This window comes from Tolypothrix sp. PCC 7601, from assembly GCF_025677855.1.
Taxonomy (GTDB): domain Bacteria; phylum Cyanobacteriota; class Cyanobacteriia; order Cyanobacteriales; family Nostocaceae; genus Aulosira; species Aulosira diplosiphon.
Genome location: NZ_CP064879.1, coordinates 962,442 through 983,106, shown reverse-complemented (window position 1 = coordinate 983,106; position 20,665 = coordinate 962,442). Strand labels below are relative to the sequence as shown.

Below are 20,665 nucleotides of genomic sequence, written 5' to 3'. Positions count from 1 at the left end.
GTTTAGTTAACTTTGCTTGTTGAGCCCGACGAGCTACCAGGCTGCTCTATCCCGCGTCGTTTGCTTACTTTTTTAGTATAACCCCAAGTTATAAATTTGGCAACTATAAAAGCGATAATTCTCCCACAACTTCTAAACGCTTGTATTTTCCCAAAATCATAAACTTTTCAGCTAGGCTTTCGGCAACGCTGGGGGTAATCCAGCCCATTTGTTGAAGTAAATGAATAGCAACTGCGTATTTTGCTCGCTTTGCTCCATCCATAACTTTAATTGCCAATCCCATGCCTTCCCCTAACCTACCGATGCACTGTACTCCTTCGGCACCAGCTTTGCTTACCAATTCTCCAGGGGTTAAGCGCATGAGTTCCGTATCAAATTCACCATCACCAGCTACCATTGTGGGATGATGAGTCATGGCCCGGACAATGCGCTCCATATCCAAAGTTTTACCAGAAGCGAGCAAGGCATACAGCGAACCCATCTGACCAAGTTGCATCAAATAAGTTGGTGCGCCACAGTCATCATGAACACCGATAAATTCTTCTGATGGCATTCGCAGTAATTCTGCTACCTTGCTAAGAATTAACTGTTGGACTGGGTGTTTGCGTTCTAAGTAGTTATTTAAAGGCCAATGTCGTTGTTGACAAACCGCTAGCATTCCCGCGTGTTTACCAGAGCAATTGTATTCTAGAGGACTCCGCTTACCTTCAGGAATCGGGCATTGGAGTGCGCTGGGGTCTAGATCGGCCCGCCAAAGAATGTTAAATACCTGTCTTACCTGCTCTATGCTACCTTTGTGGGAGCTAGTGATAATCGCTAAATCGCGATCGCTGAGGTCGTATCGTTCTAGCGTACCAGTAGATGTAATAGCGAGTGCCTGAAATGGTTTCAGTGCGGAACGGACAAATGCAGCCGTTTCCGAATTCCCAGCTACGGATAAAACCCGCCCTCGTTCGTCGCATACAACAGCCTGGACTATATGCCGCGATTCAATGATTCCTTCCCGTAGCAACCTCACTTCTAAGGCTGCGGCTTGAGTTCGTTTTCCCATTGTCATGGGTTAAAATCTATCACTTTTTGTTATTTTTTTATTATTTGTTTGTTATTTGTCATTTGTCCTATGTCATTTGTTAAAACTCATGACTAGTGACTAATGACTATTTACAACAAATGCCAAACTATACTACCAACAACGAACATTCCTGCCAAGCTAGCAAAGGTCAGTTGCAAGCGGCGAAGAATCGGTTTGATTTCGTAAGTAGCAATTAAGCGATCGCGGTTTAAGACTTCCTCTGGTTTGATCCAAGTTTGACCGTCATACCACCCAGATTCTTCGTAAAATACTGTGGCGCTGGTTAGGCGATCGCTGACGTAATACCAGCCTAAGTACAATCGTACTAACAAGAGAATTACGCCGATACTTGCTCCCGCTGCACCACAAAGAATAAATTGGGCGAAATGCTTATGTGGGGGAAAACTGGCGGCTGCGACTGGCCCAGCTACCACCCACGATAAACTCCAAATCCACAGCATTTTTTTGATATGCTCGCGCCAATTTAAGGCACAATCACGAAATAGCCAAGATGTTTTTAATTCTTCGTACTCGTTGAGTGGTTGTTGTTCAGTCGGAACTGGGCAATTAGAAACCGAGGATTTGATCATTTTGGCTTAACCCCACCGTCATCGGCTGTTGGCAGTTCTAAACGTTCAGCATGAGACCAGAATGCTTCTAAATTATAAAACTCTCGCTCCTTGGGCATCATGATGTGAACGATCACTTCGCCATAATCTTGCAAAACCCAGCTTCCTTCTGCTTTACCTGCTGTCCGCAAGGGATTGCGTTGCAGTTCGGTTGATACTTGGTCTTCAATGGCTTCTGCGATCGCTCTGACTTGAACTCTTGAATAGCCAGTCATCACTACAAAATAATCTGCTAGGTAAGAGACATCTGCTACCCTAAGCAGTAGAATATCGCCAGCTTTGCGGTCTGATGCTGCTTCGGCAACGGTTATTGCTAATTTTCTGCTCGCTTCTTCGCTGGGGTCTTGTAGACTAGCGATCGCAGTTTTTCTTAAAGATACAGATGGCGTTGGGAATTCTCCTTGGAAAGAATCAGACATTAAACCTCAGGTGCTTTAGCCCTTTTGTTACATTTTTTGACAATTACACACAACTCATCAATCATGAGATGTAACTATGTAAATTGTTTTTTTTGCATACTAACAAAAAAAAAGACTTTTTGGATTTGGTAAACAGCAATCAAGCGTACCATGCTATATGGAGCTAGTGTAGCTACTTAGTACTTTGTATTAGTTGCTTTATGGCAATTTTTGTAGTATCATTTGCTACTTTCAGAGATTAATTTAAATCCTGATTTTTATATTCTGAGGTATTGCCTACTTGAGGCCTGTTGATAATTTTGCAACCTACCAGCCTAGTACCACAAAGCAGAATTTAAAATTCAAAATCCAAATTAATGATGATTTTTGGTTGATAAATATAGTGTCGATATGGTCAGTGCAGCCACATATCACATACAGGAATAATTACAGAGAATAAGATACCTTACAAGTAACCTCAGATATATTTTAGAATCTTACCTGAGTCAGAAATTATTAGTTAAGCTTCATATTGATGCTCGTTACATTTTGGCTGCAAGTACTATGCAGACAAAAATTAAAGCATATTTAACAAGCAAAAAATAAAAAGTAAAAGACCCCTGTCTGAGCATTTGCAGGCAGGGGTCTTTTGTGTTTTTATTTGAAGTATTAAACTTCTTGGTTTGAGATATTGGTGCTGGAAATTATTGCCTCTTCTGCTTTTAGCGCATAGCATAAAGCCTCATAGTTATTTAAAGCTTGCTCAAAGCTATATTGTTCAACAGCATATTGGCGACTTTTATAACCGAGATTTTTAACTTTATCTGGGTTTTGGTACAAGTCTAGAATTGCATTGGCTAAAGCTTGAGCATCTTCTGGTGGCACCACACATCCTCCACCACTTTGTCTAATAGCTCTTGCTGCTGTACCATTTTCTGGTACAGATGCAATCAATGCTCGCCCACTAGCAAGTAGTACTTGTATTTTGGAAGGCATATTGAATGATATGACATTCTTCTTTTGCACAACCAAGCCAACATCCGCAGCTGCTAACATTTCCGGCAGACGTTCGCGAGGTTGAAAAGGTAGTAACAAGACATTATCTGCACCATAATCGAGACAGTCTTGTTGAAGTCTCTGCAATCCTTTCGCTTCCCCAGCAATTGTAAACACAATGTCTGGGATATGACGTAACAGAGCCGCAGCTTTCACAACTGTTTCTAAGCCTTGAGTTAGAGCAATATTACCAGAATATAAAACTACAAATTTGTCTTTGAGGTTGTGTGTTTCCCGAAACGCGTTATTGTCTCTAGGTAAGGGGCGAATAAAATTCACATCGACCCAATTGGGAATTTGCACAATTTTGTGAGATGGTACACCCTTCTTGAGCAAATTTTCCACGAAACCATCAGCGATGACGCTGATTTTAGTAGCGCTATGATATGCAAACTTCTCTAATTGTGTAAATACTTTGATTAGAAATTTGTTCTTCAGTAGCCCTACATGAATAGCTGCTTCTGGTAAAATATCTTGCAGGTTTAAAACCACAGGACAAGCACGCAACCATCCGACAAGGGCAGCTGGTAAACATACAGGCAATGAAGGTGAAGTAGAAATAATTACATCTGGTCGCCAGCCTATCATTGCAGGTAAAAAACTGGTGACTACAAAGCTAGCATCTAACAATATTCGATCTAGCAAGTTTGGTTGTGGACGAATCCAAACATAACTGCGTTGAATTTGGACTCCATTTTTAGATTCTGTTGAATACAATTTACCGCGATAGCCAGGGTAAATTTGACGTTCAGGATAGTTGGGCATAGCTGTGACTACACGCACTTCATGTCCCCGCTTCACAAGTCCCTCGGCTAATTCAGTCATTAAGGGAGCAATACCAATTGGTTCTGGGTAATAGTTGTAGGAGTAAATCAAAATCCGCATAACAAATTAGTCAGAATTATCTGGCTTTGTATTGAAAAAGAATACTTGTCCCAAGAATTTTTGATTTTACGTTTTACGTTGCACCCATAACTAAATTGTCCTTGCACAGCCTTGCTATGTCAGTGACTTTTGGTTGAAGATTAAGTAAATTTTGATATCTCATGCGTAGGCAATACTTAATTTATATAGAGGCTGCTTGCTTGTTATGTGATTGTTTTGTAGGGTAAACCTACCTAAGTATAATCTCTATTTTCATTAATTAATTAAGCTTTAAACAAGCATCAAAATTACTTTAATAAAAGTTCTGGCAAGTAAATTATTTCTGATAAATGCTAAAAAATAATCCTAAATCAATCCAGAGTAAATATAAGTGAATACATAGTATTTCCACCAGTAGTAATCATGAAAACTACGGGTTCAAAAAAATAATTATTTTAGGTAGATATATTGTGAAAAATCAGATAGCTTATAAAGTTATCATCACAATAATTAGTGAGATATTGTACTTAATTGCACAACACCCCAAATGTTGAGTTGCTAATGGGAAGTGTAACGAATACCTAAGATAGATAATAGATAGAGAATTTAGACTTTATTATTTAAAGCTGCATAGTAAAGCAGCTTTTTATCTAGAAAATAGATTGAGTTCTCAGTATAGCGTCTGGAAAGTTAATATAATATAAATTTATTGTGGTGAATTATTGAATTTTAATCTTGACCAATCTGTGTTATGAGTTGCAATACCATTTCACTGGAAAAATATACAGATGGTCAAGTGGAAGGAGTAGAGGCGCAGAGGAACGCAGAGTATTTTCTCAGCTAATTCACTAAGAATTTATGAAATGCTGTAGTTAGAGAATTTGCGATAAAAATTTGCGAGTTCGTTCTTCTTGAGGTTTGTTAAAAAAGGAGTCTGGTGTAGCTGACTCAACCAGTAAACCGCTATCCATCAAAATTACTCTGTCAGCCACTTCACGAGCAAATCCTACCTCATGGGTAACTACTACCATTGTCATACCGTCACGGGCAAGACTTCGCATCACATCTAACACTTCCCTCACCATTTCTGGATCTAAAGCTGAGGTGGGTTCATCAAATAGCATAATCTTAGGCTGCATTGCTAACGCACGCGCGATCGCTACTCGTTGTTGCTGTCCCCCAGATAATTGTCCTGGATATTTATGTGCTTGCTCTAGAATTCCCACCCTTTCTAAAAGTTGCATTGCTAATTCTTCAGCTTTCGCCTTCGCCCACCGACGCACCCAAATTGGTGCCAAGGTGATATTTTGCAGTACTGTGAGATGGGGAAATAAATTAAACTGTTGAAATACCATTCCCACTTCTTTGCGAATCGCATCAATATTTCGCAAATCATTGCTGAGGGTAATACCATCTATAACAATTTTGCCTTGTTGATATTCTTCTAAAGCATTAAATGTACGGATAAAAGTAGATTTACCTGAACCTGACGGCCCCATTAATACCACTACTTCACCACGATTTACGGTCAAGCTAACACCTTGGAGGACATGAAATTGTCCATACCACTTGTGAACATTCTCAGCAATAATTATTGGTTGTTGGTCTAACATAAAATTTTACCTTTTAACTCTTATTCTCTGTCTTTGGTAGGAATTATTTTCTCTTTTAACTACTTAACTGCTTTTCTAATTTCCGAGAAGCCAGAGACATTGAGTAACAAAATACCCAATAAATCAATCCTATAAACAAATAAACTTCTGCATAACGTCCGATAAATTGCGGCTGCGCTAAAATTGAACGAGCTATTCCAGTAAGTTCCACTAATCCTACCAAAGATAACAGTGAAGTATCTTTAAATAAACCAATAAATTGACCAACGATTGCCGGAATTACCGCACGTAAAGCCTGTGGTAAGACAATTAATATCACGACAAATAAAGAGTTTAAACCTAGTGCTTTAGCAGCTTCAATTTGTCCCCGTGAGATAGCCTGGAGTCCGCCTCGCACATTTTCTGCCATGTAAGCTGCGCTGAATAATACTAATCCTGTAATTGCTCTGACTACCCTATCTAAACGTAAATCTACTGGCAGAAATAATGGCAGCATTACCTGTGCAAGAAACAAAATTCCTATCAGGGGTAATCCTCTAATAATTTCAATGTACAGGATAGAAAACCACCGGACTACAGGTAAATTGCTAGTGCGTCCTAAAGCTAGTAAAACTCCAATGGGAAAAGAAAGTACAATACTAACTGCTGCCATCAACAGAGTTAGTAACAAACCATTCCATAAATTTGTAGGCACAGATTGTAAGCCAAAGCCACCACCGATTAACCACAAAATTATAGGAAAAGATAAAATCCAGATGAAAGACAGCCAAGGTGCTATTAATTTAGTAAATCTCTTGCCTAGCAAAAAACTTATCAATAATAAAACAGCAATTAGCAGTAGATAAATGCGGGATGTTAAATCTAAAGGAAAAACAGTTAATAAAACACCGATAATTAAACTAAAAATAGCAAGCCCAGACTTGGTTAAATTTCGTTTACTAGAAAATACTCCCCAAGTTATTGCACCTAAAGCAGAAGCGATCGCCAGCACAATCCAAACTCGCCAGTACAGAGATTGAGGGAATCTTCCGACTAAAAATAAACGTAAATTTACTGAAACTACTGCCCATTGTGCTTGGGTAGTTGCCCAAGTTAATATTCCTTTGGCTACCCAAGACAGTAATATTAAGCAGAAAACAGTTAATAGGCTGTTGTACCAAGTACTAAAGAGATTTTTACGCAACCACAATATTTGAGGGTTTGTCATTTGTCATTTATCATTTTTTATTCTTGTTATCCCTTTATCTTTCCTTAATTTGCACTGTGCGGTTAAATAGATTCATGACTACGGAAATTGTCAAACTAAGGGTGAGATAGGTAAGCATAATCAGTAATATTACTTCTACGGCTCTCCCGGTTTGGTTAAAAGTTGTAGAAGCAACAAAATAAATATCGGGGTAGCCAATTGCGATCGCCAAACTGGAATTTTTGGTCAAATTGAGATATTGGCTCGTTAAAGGTGGAATAATTACTCGCAAAGCTTGGGGGAATACAACTAAACGCATGACTAACCCAGGTTTTAAACCAAGCGATCGCGCTGCTTCCCATTGTCCCCTTGCTACTGATTGAATTCCACCTCGGACAATTTCGGCAATAAATGCACCTGTATAAAAAGTTAAGCCTAATAATAAGGCTGAAAACTCTGGAGAAAAGGTAAACCAAGGCAATTCGATGCCATTTTGACTCAAATAAACCAAACCCCAGAGCGAAATTTTACTTTCTACCTTGGGAAAACCCAGAAAAACAGCAAAGTACCAAAACAGCAATTGCAGCAGTAAGGGAGTATTGCGGAAGATTTCCACGTAAACTAGGGCAATATTTCTGACTAGCCAGTTATCCGAAAGCCTAGCAATTCCCGCACTCACACCCACAATTGTGGTGAGAAAAATTCCTGTAACTGCTATCCGTAAAGAGTTAACTAGTCCTACCCACAAAGCGCGACTGTAGGTATCAGTTGGCTTGTAAGTAATTACAGTTTCACCAATATCAAAAGATGCTTGCTGTTTGAGAAAGTCAAAACCGAACTGAATACCTAATTGCTGTAAATTACGGTTGAGGTTGCCCCATAATATTGTGACGATTGCTACTGCTAATAATACAGCCAGTAATTGTCCCGCAATCTGCCAAAATCGGCGATCGCGCCACAAAGATTTCATATTGATCATTTGTCATTGGTCATTTGTCATTTGGTAATTGGTAATGGGTAATTGGGAATAAATATTTCTCCCCCTGCTCCCTCATCTTCCTCATCCCCCTCATCTTCCTCATCCCCCTCATCCCTAATTACCGGAACGGTGGTGAATACAGCAATCCGCCTTTTGACCAAAGTTGATTTTGTCCGCGAGGGAGATTGAGTTTTGTTTTGGGGCCGAGATTGCGATCGTAAACCTCGCTATAGTTACCGACGTGCTTGATGATTCTAGCTGCGAAGTCGTTTGTTAAACCCAATCCTTCGCCCAAGTTGCCTTCTGTTCCTAAAAATCGCTTAATATCTGGATCGCTACTCGTAGCGAATTGTGCAATATTCTGGGAATTAATGCCTAACTCTTCAGCTTTGACTAAAGCATAAACTACCCATTTGACAGTATCAGCCCACTTGCTATCCCCTTTGGCAACAGCAGGTGCAAGGGGTTCTGAAGAAATCACTTCATCAAGAATCAAGTTATCTTCTGGTTTGGGTAAAAGCGATCGCCGCGCTACTAAAGCTGAACGATCGGCTGTGATTCCATCACAACGTCCCTCTGCATAAGTCGCAAAGGTAACGTTAACATCCTCAAACACAACGGGTTTGTAGGTGATGTTTCGCTTCCGCATTTGGTCGGCTAAGTTTTGTTCGGTAGTCGTACCCGTTTGCACACAAATGGCTTTGTCTTTGAGGTCTGCTAGGGATTTAATTCCGCTATTTTTACGAATCATCACTGCTTGACCATCGTAAAAAACCACAGGCGCAAAATCCAAGCCAACGGACGTTGTGCGACTTAGTGTCCATGTAGTGTTGCGGCTGAGAATATCTACTTCCCCAGTTTGTAAAGCTGTAAAGCGTTCTTTAGAATTTAGATTGCGAAATTCTACTGCGTCTGGGTTATCAAATAAAGCCGCTGCTACAGCGCGACAAATATCAACATCAATTCCGCTGTATTTACCATCAGTGCCAACAAAACTAAAACCTGGAACTTCGCCACTCACACCGCAAATCAGCTGACCACGATTTTTGACAGTCTCCCAGCGATTGCGATTTACTGGAGATGTTGAATTACTACCAGGCGTGGTGGGTGTCTTTGGATCTTTTGACGGCTCATTACAAGCATTGAGGGCAAAGATTAGGGGTGCGATCGCTAAAATTAATGCTGATTTACGCATAAATCTATAAACATTTACAAAGTAAAAATGTGTTTAGTACTACAATTTCTCTGTGAAAATAGGTAGATGTCTGTAATATAAAACTTTTTGTGACTCTTTGATTAACTTGTTTTCAGTTGATTCTGATTTAAATTTTTAACTGATTTTTAGCCAGTCAAAAATAATATATAAAAATAGTTAATTTAGCTTTATTTTGAAAATACCATTTTGTACAAAATAAACTTTTGAACATAATTTTTAATAGATATAAGCTAAAATTATTGCAAAAATTAATATTTTTTGGGGCTGTGAAAAAAATGACTAATTGTTTTAATTCATTGAAATTAGGAAAAAATTAGATTGTCTAATTCTCCAAAATAATCCAAAATATCTATACAATAATTATTAGCAAATAACGCCAAAATTACTTATATATAAAGCCTAGCCAAGGTACGGCTATTATCAAAAACCTATTTAAATATGAGAATACAATTATTTTGGTTGTTACGAAAAGCTGCAAAGTGGGTTTTCATGCGGTAAAATTTTCAAGATGACTTTTTACTTTGATGGAGCAGTCCGACACTTATTAATCATCAAGAGATGGATTGCATACTCTGATGAAAAGAGAAGTAACTATACCAACCTAAGCATAGGCCACTAGCAGGTTAAACTAGATTTGGTAACAGCTGCTCCACCGTTCCTTGTGAGGCTTTTATGGGAGCTAATCTGACACAGATTGCCAAATACTTAGATAATCTTGGTTGGGAATATCGCTTTGATGACGAGGAAGAACGTATTATCACAGGTGTAGAAGCTGATCACCTAGAAGACTTCCTAATTGTTGTGCAATTAGATGAGGAGGGCAAATTTTTTCGGGTATTTGCACCTCAAGTACTAGCAGGAGTTCAAGAGCATCCTTATAAAGGAGCTATCCTCCAGACAATGTTGGCCATTTCCTGGGAAACCAAAATGCTGCAATGGGAGTATGACCCATCTGACGGTGAAATCCGGGCGATTATTGAGTTTCCCCTAGAAGATTCAATTCTGACAGAAAAACAATTTAACCGTTGCTTGAGCGGATTAATCCAAATTGTTGATAGCATAGCCATGCCACGCCTCAAAGAGGTAATGGCAACAGGACATGATCCTGGAAATGTCGAACTTGGGGAAAGACTTTTACTGAGTATTCAAGAAGAAGCCCCTGGATTACTAGAAATCCTCGAAAAAGCAATGGAAGCTAGGAAAAAACGAGGAAGTTTTCCTCACGAGTGAGGCGAATTATCACTTAAATAGCTATACTCCAAAGTGATACCCTCACTATATACTGAATTTTTCTAGGGCTGGATTTTATGACATCCTATGCAACCTCCTCTGCCAAGGCGGAAATGAGTGAACTTCGGCGGTTGAAAAGCTTACTACCACCAGAATTGCAGAGCTGGGTCACGGTAGAAGGCACAACTGAGGTCAATCCACCCCTGATCCGTAGCGAAGAAATTGGTAAAGACCAGGTAGAAATCCAAATTGACCTGGTGAAATGGGATAACCTCGCGATGGATCAGCGTAATCTGCTGTTTTGGCACGAAGTCGCTCGCATTCAAAATGACACAATTCCCAAAGATGGTTGGGAAATGGCAGCACTGGCTATCGGTTTAGGTGGTGCTGTAGGTGAGTTGTGGGTACAGGATGGATTGTTACTAGTTTTAGCCTTAGCACTTTGTGGCGTATCTGGCTGGCGACTATACCAAAAAAATAACGGTGAAAAGCAACTAAAAGAATTATTAGATGCTGACGAAAAAGCGATCGCACTTGCAACTCGCTTTGGTTATAGCCTCCCCAACGCCTATAAAAGTCTAGGTAGCGCTTTAAAAACTTTAATAGACAATACTCCTAGCAAACGCCAACGCTCTAGATATGAAGCACGCCTTTCTGCCCTCAAACGCAGTGCCAATAAAGCAAAAGCTAAATCTAGACCAGTAGATGAGAGTGTTGATTACTAAGTGCTAAGTGCTGAGTCAAGAAATCAACTCAGCACTCAGCATAGTTTACAGTTGATTCAACATTTTATGGGTTTGAGGCACGACACGAACGTGCTTTAACCACTGCTTCATTAAAGCTTGCCACTGCAAAACCTGGTCGGGAGTAGGCGCAAGTATAGTTTTTGCTGTAGATTTTTCGGACACTGGCAAAGGTGTCACAGGTTGTAAGAACACTGGGATATCAGGACTAACATCTGCTACCAACAAAGCTGAACGTTCTAACTCAGTTGGGTCTGTCTGTTGGGAAATAATTATCTTGACAAAAATGTTTAAATGTGAATCATAAGATAATTTCAGACATTGCCCATGTTCTTGCCAATAGCTTTCACCGCTGACGCTAGGTAATTTTAAATCCATACCTACAGAGTCGAGGTAGGGCAAAATCATTGCCAACTGTTCTGGACGATGACCTCCAGTTTCTAAATATATAGGCAGATTGGTAAGCGATCGCACTTGCGGTAGAAATAGCTCTAAAAATGGTGCATGAAGCAAGGGTTCGCCACCCGTTAAGCTAATGCTATCGTGTATAGACGGTTGATTTTGCCGTTCGATCCATTCTAATAAAATGGGCACTGGGATAGGGTTAGAGTGCTCTTCAAAGTCTCGTAATCCAGGGGTTCGCTCTATCCTACAAGTAGAAGGTGCATTCCAAGTATGGGCGCTATCGCAAAAGTGACAGCGTAAGTCACACAAAGCAAAGCGAATAAAAATCTGACGTGTCCCGACATTCAGTCCTTCCCCTTGAATAGCAGAAAAGACCTCAATCAGGCGTGCAGTAGGTTTAACCGTAGTTTTAGCAGTCATGGGATGATTAAAAAAAGCGATCGCGCTGCGTCGTCACAAAAGCAAGTAAGTTTTTTGGCTCTTGTTCTATTGTGAATCGTCGCTAGCCATCTCTAATCTCACCCTAAAGAACTTGCAATTAGTCCTGATTCCTACTAATTCAAGATGAGGTTAGAGAATATCTACGTCAAAATTAATGATTGATAGCTTACATTTAGACGGCAACGACAGTGCAAAGCTTCATAACTAGCCAACCCAAAGCGGTCGATTTCCTGGTGACTTCCCTAAATGACATGGCTGTAGTCCAGGTACCCAACCGATTGAGTGTGCTTGAGGCCGTAGGCTTTAAGCAAATCTGCCAAGAGTTAACCCTGGAACATTCTCATATAAAACAAATCATTATTGACTTTCACCAAACTACTTTTATGGATAGCAGTGGTTTAGGTGCTCTAGTCAGTAATTTTAAAACTGCTCAGGAAAAGAGCATCGCCATTATATTGCGAAATGTGACACCTCAGGTAATGGCAGTTCTTAACCTTACAGGTTTGGATCAAGTTTTTTCCATTGAATCTCTCAGCAGTTTATCACCGCATGGACAAAGCCACATTGCGGAAAACCAAAAGTTTTCTGCTCGTAAGGTTGAGCCGCTACCTACTACTCATCCTTCTGTGGCATCTTGGATGAAACGGTTGATCGACATTGTTGGAGCACTGGTAGGCTTGGTAATTACAGGAGTCTTGTTAATTCCCATTACAATTGCTATTCAAATTGACGATCCCGGCCCCCTTTTCTTTAAACAAACTCGCTGTGGGTGGATGGGTAAACGTTTTGGAATTTGGAAATTCCGTTCCATGTGTGTGGATGCAGAAGCCAAAAAATCTCAAGTCCAAAACCAAGCGCAAGGAGCTTTCTTTAAGAATGATAGCGATCCTAGAGTCACGCGGGTAGGGCGCTTTTTACGGCGAACTAGTCTAGATGAATTACCGCAATTCTGGAATGTTCTTAAAGGAGACATGAGTTTAGTTGGTACTAGACCTCCAACTCCTGACGAAGTAGAACGTTATGAAGTACCTGAGTGGCAGCGCTTAGATGTAAAACCAGGCATGACTGGTGAATGGCAAGTAAACGGACGGTCTAAAGTACGTAGTTTTGAAGATGTAATCCGCCTGGATTTGCAGTATCAAAAAAATTGGAGTTTACTGTATGATTTCAAGCTAATTTTCAAAACTTTAGCCATTCTATTTCATAGAAATAGTGGTGCAGTTTAGTCAATTACCTTGATTTTTAGTCTGTTGGTAATTTATAACTTCCAAAATTAATTATTGCTAATGCCCAAGCCAATACTTGTCGGTTAAGGGGAAAAGGAGAAGGGTAAAAGGGGCAAGAAAAAACCTTTAACCCTTACCCTTTCACCTTTTCCCCAAACCAAATTCCGAGTTGAAAATCCTTAACCGAGCAGTATTGATGCCCAAGCTACTTGTGAGCTTGGGTATCACTTTATCAAATAACTATCGACCAAAGTATCGTTGATATAAATCGCAACTAATCATCACCTGATTATTTCGCATATTTACCAACCCCATACTATGTAGCTTAAAAGCCTGTACTGGCTCTAACTCTATTGGTGCTTTTGCCTTTAGTACTTGCTCAAAAGCTGCTGCAAGGTCGGGATGCTGTTGTAAATACCATAAGAGTTGGTGAAGATATTCGCTATAAATTCCTGTATCGGAAGCTGCAGTTTGCATCAATTCTTCCCAAGTTAAATCTTGGTGTGCTAGATGGTAAAAAGCCACACGTAGCAAATAAGGATGACCAGCTACCAGCCACATAAGTTCAGCTAAATGACCTATTGAAATATTAAGTTGATGACGCTGTGCTAAATCTTGTACTTGCTCCCAGTTAAATGAGCGTATCTGCACTGAAAAACCAACCTGAAAGGGAAATTTAGCAATACTTAATGGAATATATAATTCTGTAGATTTACTTACTATTAGTCGGAGTTTTTGCCATATTTCACTATCTTTAGCTTCCTCATGCCAAGAACGCAATAAACATAAAAAGTCCTGAGCAATTTCAGGATATTCAAAAATCTCATTGACTTCATCTAAAGCCAATACTAGAGGATTGTCTATTTGTGGCAGCAGGTATTCTTGTAAATAAAATGTACAGTTTGCTTTACTACCCAAATCTTTATCCCAATAATCATCTAGCTTATTTTTGAGCTTGAGTTTATGGGTAATATTGGCACACAGCCAACGCAATACTTTATTTAAATCAGTCAAAATTTTATTATCTGCTTGTAAAAGATTCAAGCTGACAGTTTGATAACCTACGGTAGCAGCATGAGCCAGAATCCTAACCATAAAAGAGGTTTTACCCATTTGTCTTGGAGCTTTAATTTGAATTAAAGACCCTGGATTAGTAATCTCCTGATAGCATCTAAGTTCATTAGGTATTCGCTCAATATAAAAAGCAGAAGTTAAAGGTACATAGCCTTTTGGTAATTCTAACTCTACTGTATTTTGATAATTTTCGTTGATTAATTTTGTAGGCGCAGACAGTGGATTAGTATGGTTTTTAAATGCAGTATTGGCAATTGTTTGTGGATTAACATACTGTACTTGTCCAGTATAATAAGGCTCTAGTCGCTTTCTCAAGCTTTCAATTAAATTTTGGCTTCTAGTAGAAGTTTGATTTGCTCGTCGCCTTTCAATTACAGCATGAATATTAGTTTTATTAACTTTTTCCCCTAGTACTTCCGATAGCAGTTTCCATAATTGCGGGGCTACAGTTTGCTTAATATAACTAGCAGAATATTGAAATTCTTCGGCAATCTGGTTATAAGTTTTTCTTTGACCATCCCAAGATTCTTGCAAGACTGCTTTTTGAATATCCGTTAGAGATTTTCCTGTCTTGGCATAAATTAGTTGTTCGACGAATTGTAATCCTCCCTGGATATCTTTCATAGTGACTTAAGGTGAAGGGCAATTAGAATAATTTATGCTAATGTATCCGCAGATTTACTGGATAAAAATCGCTATTATATTATTCCCAGTTTTTAGCTAACTTAGCCAAGAAGCCTCAAATAAAAAATTGCTGTCTCTTACTCGTAAGAAACAGCAGTGACAATAACAGGTTGGCAATAACTAAAAGTTATGAAATTATACTTTGGCTGTTGCTTTAACTCGTTGTTTTTGATTCAGCATAGAACTAGCAGCTAAAGCACCAAAGGCAACTACACCTAAAGCAGAACTAGACTCAGGAACTCTTTTTGGTGGAACAGCAGCAATCTTAGCGTAAAGGAAAGCTGAGTTACTACCACCTTCTTGTGAAATGAAATTAGTTACAGGAGTGCTATTAGCAGTTGCACTGAATCCTACCAGCTGTAAAGTATAGTCTACGCCAGCAATACTAAAGGTGTTGAAGTTCTTTGGAGTAGAGAAGGTAATTTTATCAGCGCAGCCCTGACTGTTGCTCCCATAAGCGCATACGCCAGAGTTTAGCGTTTCGTCGATATTAAAGCTAAAGTTAAAAGCCTGTGATGCTATAGGCAAATCACTAAAGTTTAAGTTGAGGCCAAGGTCTACTTTTGAGGCGGCTGTTCCATTATTGATCGCATTGTTATAGTGTGTCAGAGTACCAATTTGAAATACTTGATTGAGATTGAAGGTTAAGTCACTAGTGCCTTGAAATCCTAATCCACTTTGACCATTTTTTCCCTCTCCCCAACGGACTTGATTTTCTATAGTAGTTGTAGATGTTACACCTATTGGATTGCTGGAATTAGATATAGAACTTATATCTGGGGTGGTAATGTCTGTAGTGATTCTACCTGTTGTAGCATCTGTTGTAACTGTTGTAACTGTTGTACTTGTTGTTGTTGTTTTACTTCTTCTACCTTGTGTAGTTGTATTTGTTGTATTTGTGGTAACTTTTTGATATTTGATGTTAGTTCCGCCAACAGGTTTACTCCAGGTACCAGAAGAACTTGTTAGGGATAAGGCGTTAGCTGAAGAAGCAAACAATCCTAGCGCTGTAGTAGCAGTAATCGCAACGGAGAATTTTGTCAGGAAATTTAAGGTTGCCATAGAACTAAATTATTTACAGAAAGTGAAGGTGAATAGTGGAGATGCTTGCTTACAAGATTTGCTGGTTGTTATAGCTTTGTGTAATAGACCTTGTAGCAACCCAAAAATAGCTGACCCTGACTGGTAAAAATTAACTGAAAATTTGTGAACCCCAATTAAGGTTAAGAGAGCCGTATTGTTAACAGATAGGTTTCAATAGCCAGCCTGTAATTTTTAGAGGATGTTTTTAGAAACCCGCCTATAGGTTTAGATGAATTGTATTTGCGGTGGAAACATCATAGATAATCTTTGGTTGAGTATTTATCAGACAAACTTTGCTAAACAATATTTTTGTGAACCAAGAATTTGAATACTTGCTCTCAGTATCTCAACGGATAAACAAAGGGTAAATATATAAATGTTCGTAACTTGGTATAGAGCAATAAATAAGAGTTGTATTTACCAAGTCTTTAATCGAGCTATTACTAACTTTTTATAGCTCTTAAAAAAATAATTGACAATTTTTATTGTATGTGCATTAAATCCATGTATTCATACAAGAGCAAAAATGTCAATATATATAAGTTATTATCTTTGTCCTTAGATAACATCCCTGATAACGATAACAGCAAGCTAGCTTGCGATCAGGCTCCGGGAATGTGTTTACGCACTGATACATGAAGGGTGCGATCGCCTGAATAGTTCTTTAGGAAACCTACTGCGAACAGAAGTAGGAAGTCAGTTAAACGCTGTTTGAGTCTAGAATTTCCGCAATTAAAGAATGGGGAGTATGTTAAAGACATAAACCATGATCACATATCTTAACGACTGTAGCTATTTGGTATTTGGGGTTTGGTGTTTTCCCTATTACCAATTACCCAATCCCCTATTCACATTTTAGTTACTACTTTTTGATACTTCCCCGGATACTTCCGGTGGAAATATTCTTCCATAATTTCTACAATCATTGGGGCAGCAACGCTACCGCCACCGCCACCGGAATGTTCAGCAAAGGCTACTATTAATAACTCTGGCTTATCGGCTGGGGCATAAGCACCAAACCAAGCGTGATTTTGTTTGACACCACGTTTCCAGGCTTCGGCTGTACCACTCTTACCAGCTACAGGGGGAAGTGTTGGTTTATTTAAAGCTTTACCCGTACCGTCAGATATCACTTTCCGCAAACTTTCGCGGAGTATTTTAATAGTTTCTGACTTCATATTTAACGATGAACGCCAGGTTTTTGCTTCCTCATTGTCCTTGAGTAAATGAGGTTGGACGCGATCGCCACCATTAGCAGGTACAGCAAACATCACTGCCACTTGCAGAGGTGTCGTTTGTAAAGCACCTTGACCAATGGACATATTGATGCTGTCACCTACAGTCCAAGGCATTTTCCAGACTTTCTGCTTCCATGTCTCATCGGGAACTAAACCTTTAGTTTCTTCGGAAGCAAACTCAAACCCAGTTTTTTCGCCAAATCCATATTTACGAGTCCACTCAATCAAAGTCGGGCCGCCAACTGCTTTACCAATTTGATAAAAGAAGGTATCACTACTCCACTGCATTGCACCGACAAAACCCAAAGGCCCGAATCCGGCGTGATTCCATTCACCAAAGGTAGTGCCGCCAATAGTCAAGGAACCATAGGTTTGAAGCACGGTATTTGCAGAAAATTTACCAGATTCCAAACCCGCAGTTGTCGTGACAATTTTGAAGGTACTGGCAGGGGGAAAGGCGCTGAGGGCGCGATTGACTAGGGGATGTTCTGCACCCTGCAAAGTTTCCCAGTCTTTTTGGGAGACTTTTTGTTTAGAAAAAATATTGGGATCGAAAGTAGGGTGAGACACCATTGCTAAAACAGCACCATTTTTAGGATCGAGGGCTACGATCGCACCATTGCGATTACCTAAAGCTTTTTCTGCTGTTTTTTGCATTGCCAAATCGATAGTTAAGTGCAAATCTTTACCAGCTTTTGCCTGTTTTTCTCCCAAAACCCGTAGTGGACGACCAGCACCATCTACTTCTATCTGCTGACCACCCCATTCGCCTCTAAGTATCTTCTCATAAGCTTTTTCGACTCCCATTTGCCCAATTACGTCGCCTAATTGATAGCCTTCTTTTTTCTTGTCTTTTAACTGTTCGGCTGTCAATTCGCGAGTATAGCCCAGCACATGAGCCACATCCTTACCCTCTGGGTAATAACGTACCGCATCCAGATGTATTTCTACCTCTGATAGTTCATTCTGATATTCCTTCAATGCGGTAATTTCTGCTTCGCTTAAATCACGGGCAATTCTGATCAGCGAGGAAGAGTTTCTACCCGCATCTTGTAGTTGTTTTTCTAGATCTGCTACAGGAATTTCCAAAATTTGAGATAGACGTGCACCCACAACTGGCCAGGAAGGTTTAGTGTGAGCCATTGGCCACAAATATACAGAACGAGAATAGCGAGTACTAGCTAAGAGTTTGCCGTTACGGTCGAAGATATTACCCCGTTCTGGCTGTTTAGGAATCATCCGAATCCGGTTTGATTCAGCTCGTTTGCGGTGATTTGCTCCCTCAACAATTTGCAAGTACGCCAAACGCACACCTATGAAACTTGTCATCAAGAGCGTAAAAATAATTAGAAATGTGGGTTGAAAGTTTTGACCGACTGTACGTGTATTTTTGCCATTTCCCAGTGGACTTGGTTGCAATAATGCCATAGGACGAATGAGTACTGCAAAATTAATATTTATTATCTATACAATTATGCTGCTTTAAAGTTCAGTATTTTATAAGATTTTAGGGATAGGGGGGAATGGGTAATTGGTAATTGGTAATTGATATTGTTGATTTCTCCCTCATCTCTCCAATGCCACATGCCCAAATAATTTAGTCGCCAGTGCTACCGCCATTGTGATTGCCTTCAGACACTGGTTTTTGATATTTGCCAGGATACTTATGCTGAAAATAGGCTTCTAGCACTTGTAAAGCCATAGGGCCGCAAACAGTACCACCATGATCGCCAGAGTTTTCACCAAAGCCTACTACCACAATTTCTGGCTTATCGCTGGGTGCATAGGCTCCAAACCAAGTGTGATTTGGGCGACCAACACCTGCTTCGGCTGTACCACTTTTTCCTGATGCAGGGGCAATTGTCGGCACGTCTAAGCGTTTCCCTGTACCTTCACTTACTACCTTCCGCAAGCCGTCACGTAGTACTTTGATGGTGCTGGGTTTCATATTTAATGACACCCGCCAGCTTTTTGCTTCCTCGTGGTCTTTGAGCAAATGCGGCTTCACGCGATATCCGCCATTAGCTGGGACAGAAAACATAATTGCTGATTGTAGTGGTGTCACCTGCAAAGCACCTTGACCAATTGACATATTGATGGTGTCACCTACAGTCCAAGGCATTTTCCACGCTTTCTGCTTCCATTTTTCATCAGGTACTAAACCTTTAGATTCTTCATCAGGAAATTCAATTCCAGTTTTTTGACCAAAGCCATATTTGCGACTCCATGCAATCAAATCCGGGCCGCCAACTCTTCTGCCAACTTGATAAAAGAAGGTATCACTACTCATAGCCAGAGCGCGAGGAAATCCCAAGGGGCCAAATCCGGCGTGATTCCATTCTCCGAAGGTTACTCCTCCTACAGTTAAGGAACCAAAGGTTTGTAATACGGTATCTGGTGAAAACTTACCTGTTTCTAAACCAGCTGAGGCGGTAATAATTTTGAAGGTACTGGCTGGCGGAAAAGCACTCAAGGCACGATTCACTAAGGGATGATCTTTACCTTGGACACTTTCCCAATCTTTTTGAGACAGTTTTTGTTTGGAGAAAATATTGGGGTCAAAGGTGGGATGAGAAGCCATTGCTAAGACCGCACCATTATTAGGGTCTATGGCAACAACAGCACCTTGATATTTGCCTAAAGCTTGGTCTGCGGCTTTTTGCAAATTGATATCTATGGTCAAATGTAAATCGTTACCCGCCTTCGCTTGTTTTTCTCCTAAAACCCGAATCGGACGACCAGCACCATCTACTTCTACCTGCTGACCACCCCATTCACCCCGGAGAATTTTTTCGTAGGCTTTTTCGACCCCCATTTGCCCAATCACATCTCCCAAACGATAGCCTTCCTGCTTCCTCTTTTCTAGCTGTTCGGGAGTTAATTCTCTGGTATAACCCAGCACATGGGCTAATGCTAGTCCCTCTGGGTAATAACGCACCGCTTCTGTATTAATTTCTACCCCGGGTAGTTCATTAGCATACTCTTTCAAAGCCGTAATTTCTGCTTCGCTAATATCACGAGCAATACGGACGAGCGAAGAAGAATTAGCACCTGCCAGTTTGAGCTTCTTTTCCATCTCATCCTGGCTAGTGTTGAGAATTTTTTCCAATCTGGGCGCGACAATCGGCCATGAAGGCTTGGTATGAGCCATTGGCCACAAATACACAGAATGGGGATAGCGCGTACTAGCCAACAATTTACCATTACGGTCGAAAATATTCCCCCGTTCCGGTTGTTTAGGAATCATACGAATGCGGTTAGATTCTGCTCGCTGTCGCAGTTTTGGCCCTTCGACAATTTGCAAATATGCTAACCGAGCATCAATCCCAGCAGTCATAATCAGCGTAAATATAATTAAAAATACTGATTGAAAACCACGGCCAACTGTCCGTGTATCTTTTTTGCTACCTGGTAGAGCCGATGGGATAAAATCCATAAGAAAAAATTAAGATTAAGAAATTAGTATTACTTGTATACACAACCCTAAAGGCTGGGACTCAGTATAAAACGCCAAATAGTTAGGAAATT

Annotated in this window: 17 protein-coding genes; 3 read left to right on the top strand and 14 right to left on the bottom strand. The window is 40.1% G+C overall.

The window, feature by feature from the left end; genetic code table 11:
* Window positions 1-103: 103 nt before the first annotated feature.
* The 9 genes from HG267_RS03955 to HG267_RS03915 all read right to left on the bottom strand — a co-directional run bounded on the left by HG267_RS03955 (window position 104) and on the right by HG267_RS03915 (window position 8,992).
* A complete protein-coding gene (locus HG267_RS03955; RefSeq protein ID WP_045870333.1) occupies window positions 104-1,057 on the bottom strand; it encodes an asparaginase in 954 nt (317 codons plus the stop codon).
* Between the two features lie 104 nt (window positions 1,058-1,161).
* Entirely contained in the window at window positions 1,162-1,662 is a 501-nt protein-coding gene (locus HG267_RS03950; protein WP_045870332.1) for a CGLD27 family protein, read from the bottom strand.
* Window positions 1,659-2,120, bottom strand: a complete 462-nt coding sequence (rsfS, locus tag HG267_RS03945) for a ribosome silencing factor (RefSeq protein ID WP_045870331.1) — start codon at window positions 2,118-2,120, stop codon at window positions 1,659-1,661. The genes HG267_RS03950 and rsfS overlap by 4 nt, the downstream gene beginning before the upstream one ends.
* A gap of 648 nt (window positions 2,121-2,768) precedes the next feature.
* A complete protein-coding gene (locus HG267_RS03940) occupies window positions 2,769-4,040 on the bottom strand; it encodes a WcaI family glycosyltransferase (protein WP_045870330.1) in 1,272 nt (423 codons plus the stop codon).
* Between the two features lie 851 nt (window positions 4,041-4,891).
* Window positions 4,892-5,632: an amino acid ABC transporter ATP-binding protein gene (locus HG267_RS03935; RefSeq protein ID WP_045870329.1), complete on the bottom strand. Its 741-nt coding sequence runs from the start codon at window positions 5,630-5,632 to the stop codon at window positions 4,892-4,894.
* A 55-nt stretch (window positions 5,633-5,687) separates the two neighbouring features.
* Window positions 5,688-6,839, bottom strand: a complete 1,152-nt coding sequence (locus tag HG267_RS03930) for an amino acid ABC transporter permease (protein ID WP_045870328.1) — start codon at window positions 6,837-6,839, stop codon at window positions 5,688-5,690.
* 34 nt (window positions 6,840-6,873) lie between these two features.
* Entirely contained in the window at window positions 6,874-7,797 is a 924-nt protein-coding gene (locus HG267_RS03925) for an amino acid ABC transporter permease (RefSeq protein ID WP_045870327.1), read from the bottom strand.
* A 17-nt stretch (window positions 7,798-7,814) separates the two neighbouring features.
* Entirely contained in the window at window positions 7,815-7,958 is a 144-nt protein-coding gene (locus tag HG267_RS03920; protein WP_155539224.1) for a hypothetical protein, read from the bottom strand.
* Window positions 7,916-8,992, bottom strand: a complete 1,077-nt coding sequence (locus HG267_RS03915; RefSeq protein WP_045870326.1) for an amino acid ABC transporter substrate-binding protein — start codon at window positions 8,990-8,992, stop codon at window positions 7,916-7,918. Before HG267_RS03915 ends, HG267_RS03920 begins: the two co-directional genes overlap by 43 nt.
* Before the next feature lie 693 nt (window positions 8,993-9,685).
* Between HG267_RS03915 and HG267_RS03910 the strand changes: the two genes are divergently transcribed.
* Both HG267_RS03910 and HG267_RS03905 read left to right on the top strand, forming a co-directional pair.
* Complete coding sequence (locus HG267_RS03910) at window positions 9,686-10,243, top strand: hypothetical protein (RefSeq protein ID WP_045870325.1); 558 nt, start codon at window positions 9,686-9,688, stop codon at window positions 10,241-10,243.
* 77 nt (window positions 10,244-10,320) lie between these two features.
* On the top strand, window positions 10,321-10,968 hold the full coding sequence (locus HG267_RS03905) for a DUF3318 domain-containing protein (protein WP_045870324.1): 648 nt from the start codon (window positions 10,321-10,323) through the stop codon (window positions 10,966-10,968).
* 45 nt (window positions 10,969-11,013) lie between these two features.
* On the opposite strand, the gene HG267_RS03900 is transcribed toward HG267_RS03905, so the two are convergent.
* Window positions 11,014-11,811, bottom strand: a complete 798-nt coding sequence (locus HG267_RS03900; RefSeq protein ID WP_045870323.1) for a 7-carboxy-7-deazaguanine synthase QueE — start codon at window positions 11,809-11,811, stop codon at window positions 11,014-11,016.
* 221 nt (window positions 11,812-12,032) lie between these two features.
* Here HG267_RS03900 and HG267_RS03895 point away from each other — a divergent pair, with 221 nt between their 5' ends.
* Complete coding sequence (locus HG267_RS03895; protein WP_081584016.1) at window positions 12,033-13,058, top strand: anti-sigma factor antagonist; 1,026 nt, start codon at window positions 12,033-12,035, stop codon at window positions 13,056-13,058.
* A 240-nt stretch (window positions 13,059-13,298) separates the two neighbouring features.
* On the opposite strand, the gene HG267_RS03890 is transcribed toward HG267_RS03895, so the two are convergent.
* The 4 genes from HG267_RS03890 to mrdA (HG267_RS03875) all read right to left on the bottom strand — a co-directional run bounded on the left by HG267_RS03890 (window position 13,299) and on the right by mrdA (HG267_RS03875) (window position 20,573).
* Window positions 13,299-14,756 carry an AAA-like domain-containing protein gene (locus HG267_RS03890; RefSeq protein ID WP_045870321.1) on the bottom strand — a complete coding sequence of 486 codons (1,458 nt, stop codon included), beginning with the start codon at window positions 14,754-14,756 and terminating at the stop codon, window positions 13,299-13,301.
* A gap of 195 nt (window positions 14,757-14,951) precedes the next feature.
* Window positions 14,952-15,878 (bottom strand): THxN family PEP-CTERM protein, encoded by a 927-nt coding sequence (locus HG267_RS03885; RefSeq protein ID WP_052335185.1) that lies wholly within the window; start codon window positions 15,876-15,878, stop codon window positions 14,952-14,954.
* Between the two features lie 869 nt (window positions 15,879-16,747).
* The gene (gene mrdA, locus HG267_RS03880) at window positions 16,748-18,565 is read right to left on the bottom strand and encodes a penicillin-binding protein 2 (RefSeq protein WP_045870320.1); all 1,818 of its coding nucleotides are present in this window, start codon (window positions 18,563-18,565) and stop codon (window positions 16,748-16,750) included.
* A gap of 169 nt (window positions 18,566-18,734) precedes the next feature.
* Window positions 18,735-20,573: a penicillin-binding protein 2 gene (gene mrdA / locus HG267_RS03875; protein WP_045870319.1), complete on the bottom strand. Its 1,839-nt coding sequence runs from the start codon at window positions 20,571-20,573 to the stop codon at window positions 18,735-18,737.
* Window positions 20,574-20,665 lie beyond the last annotated feature (92 nt).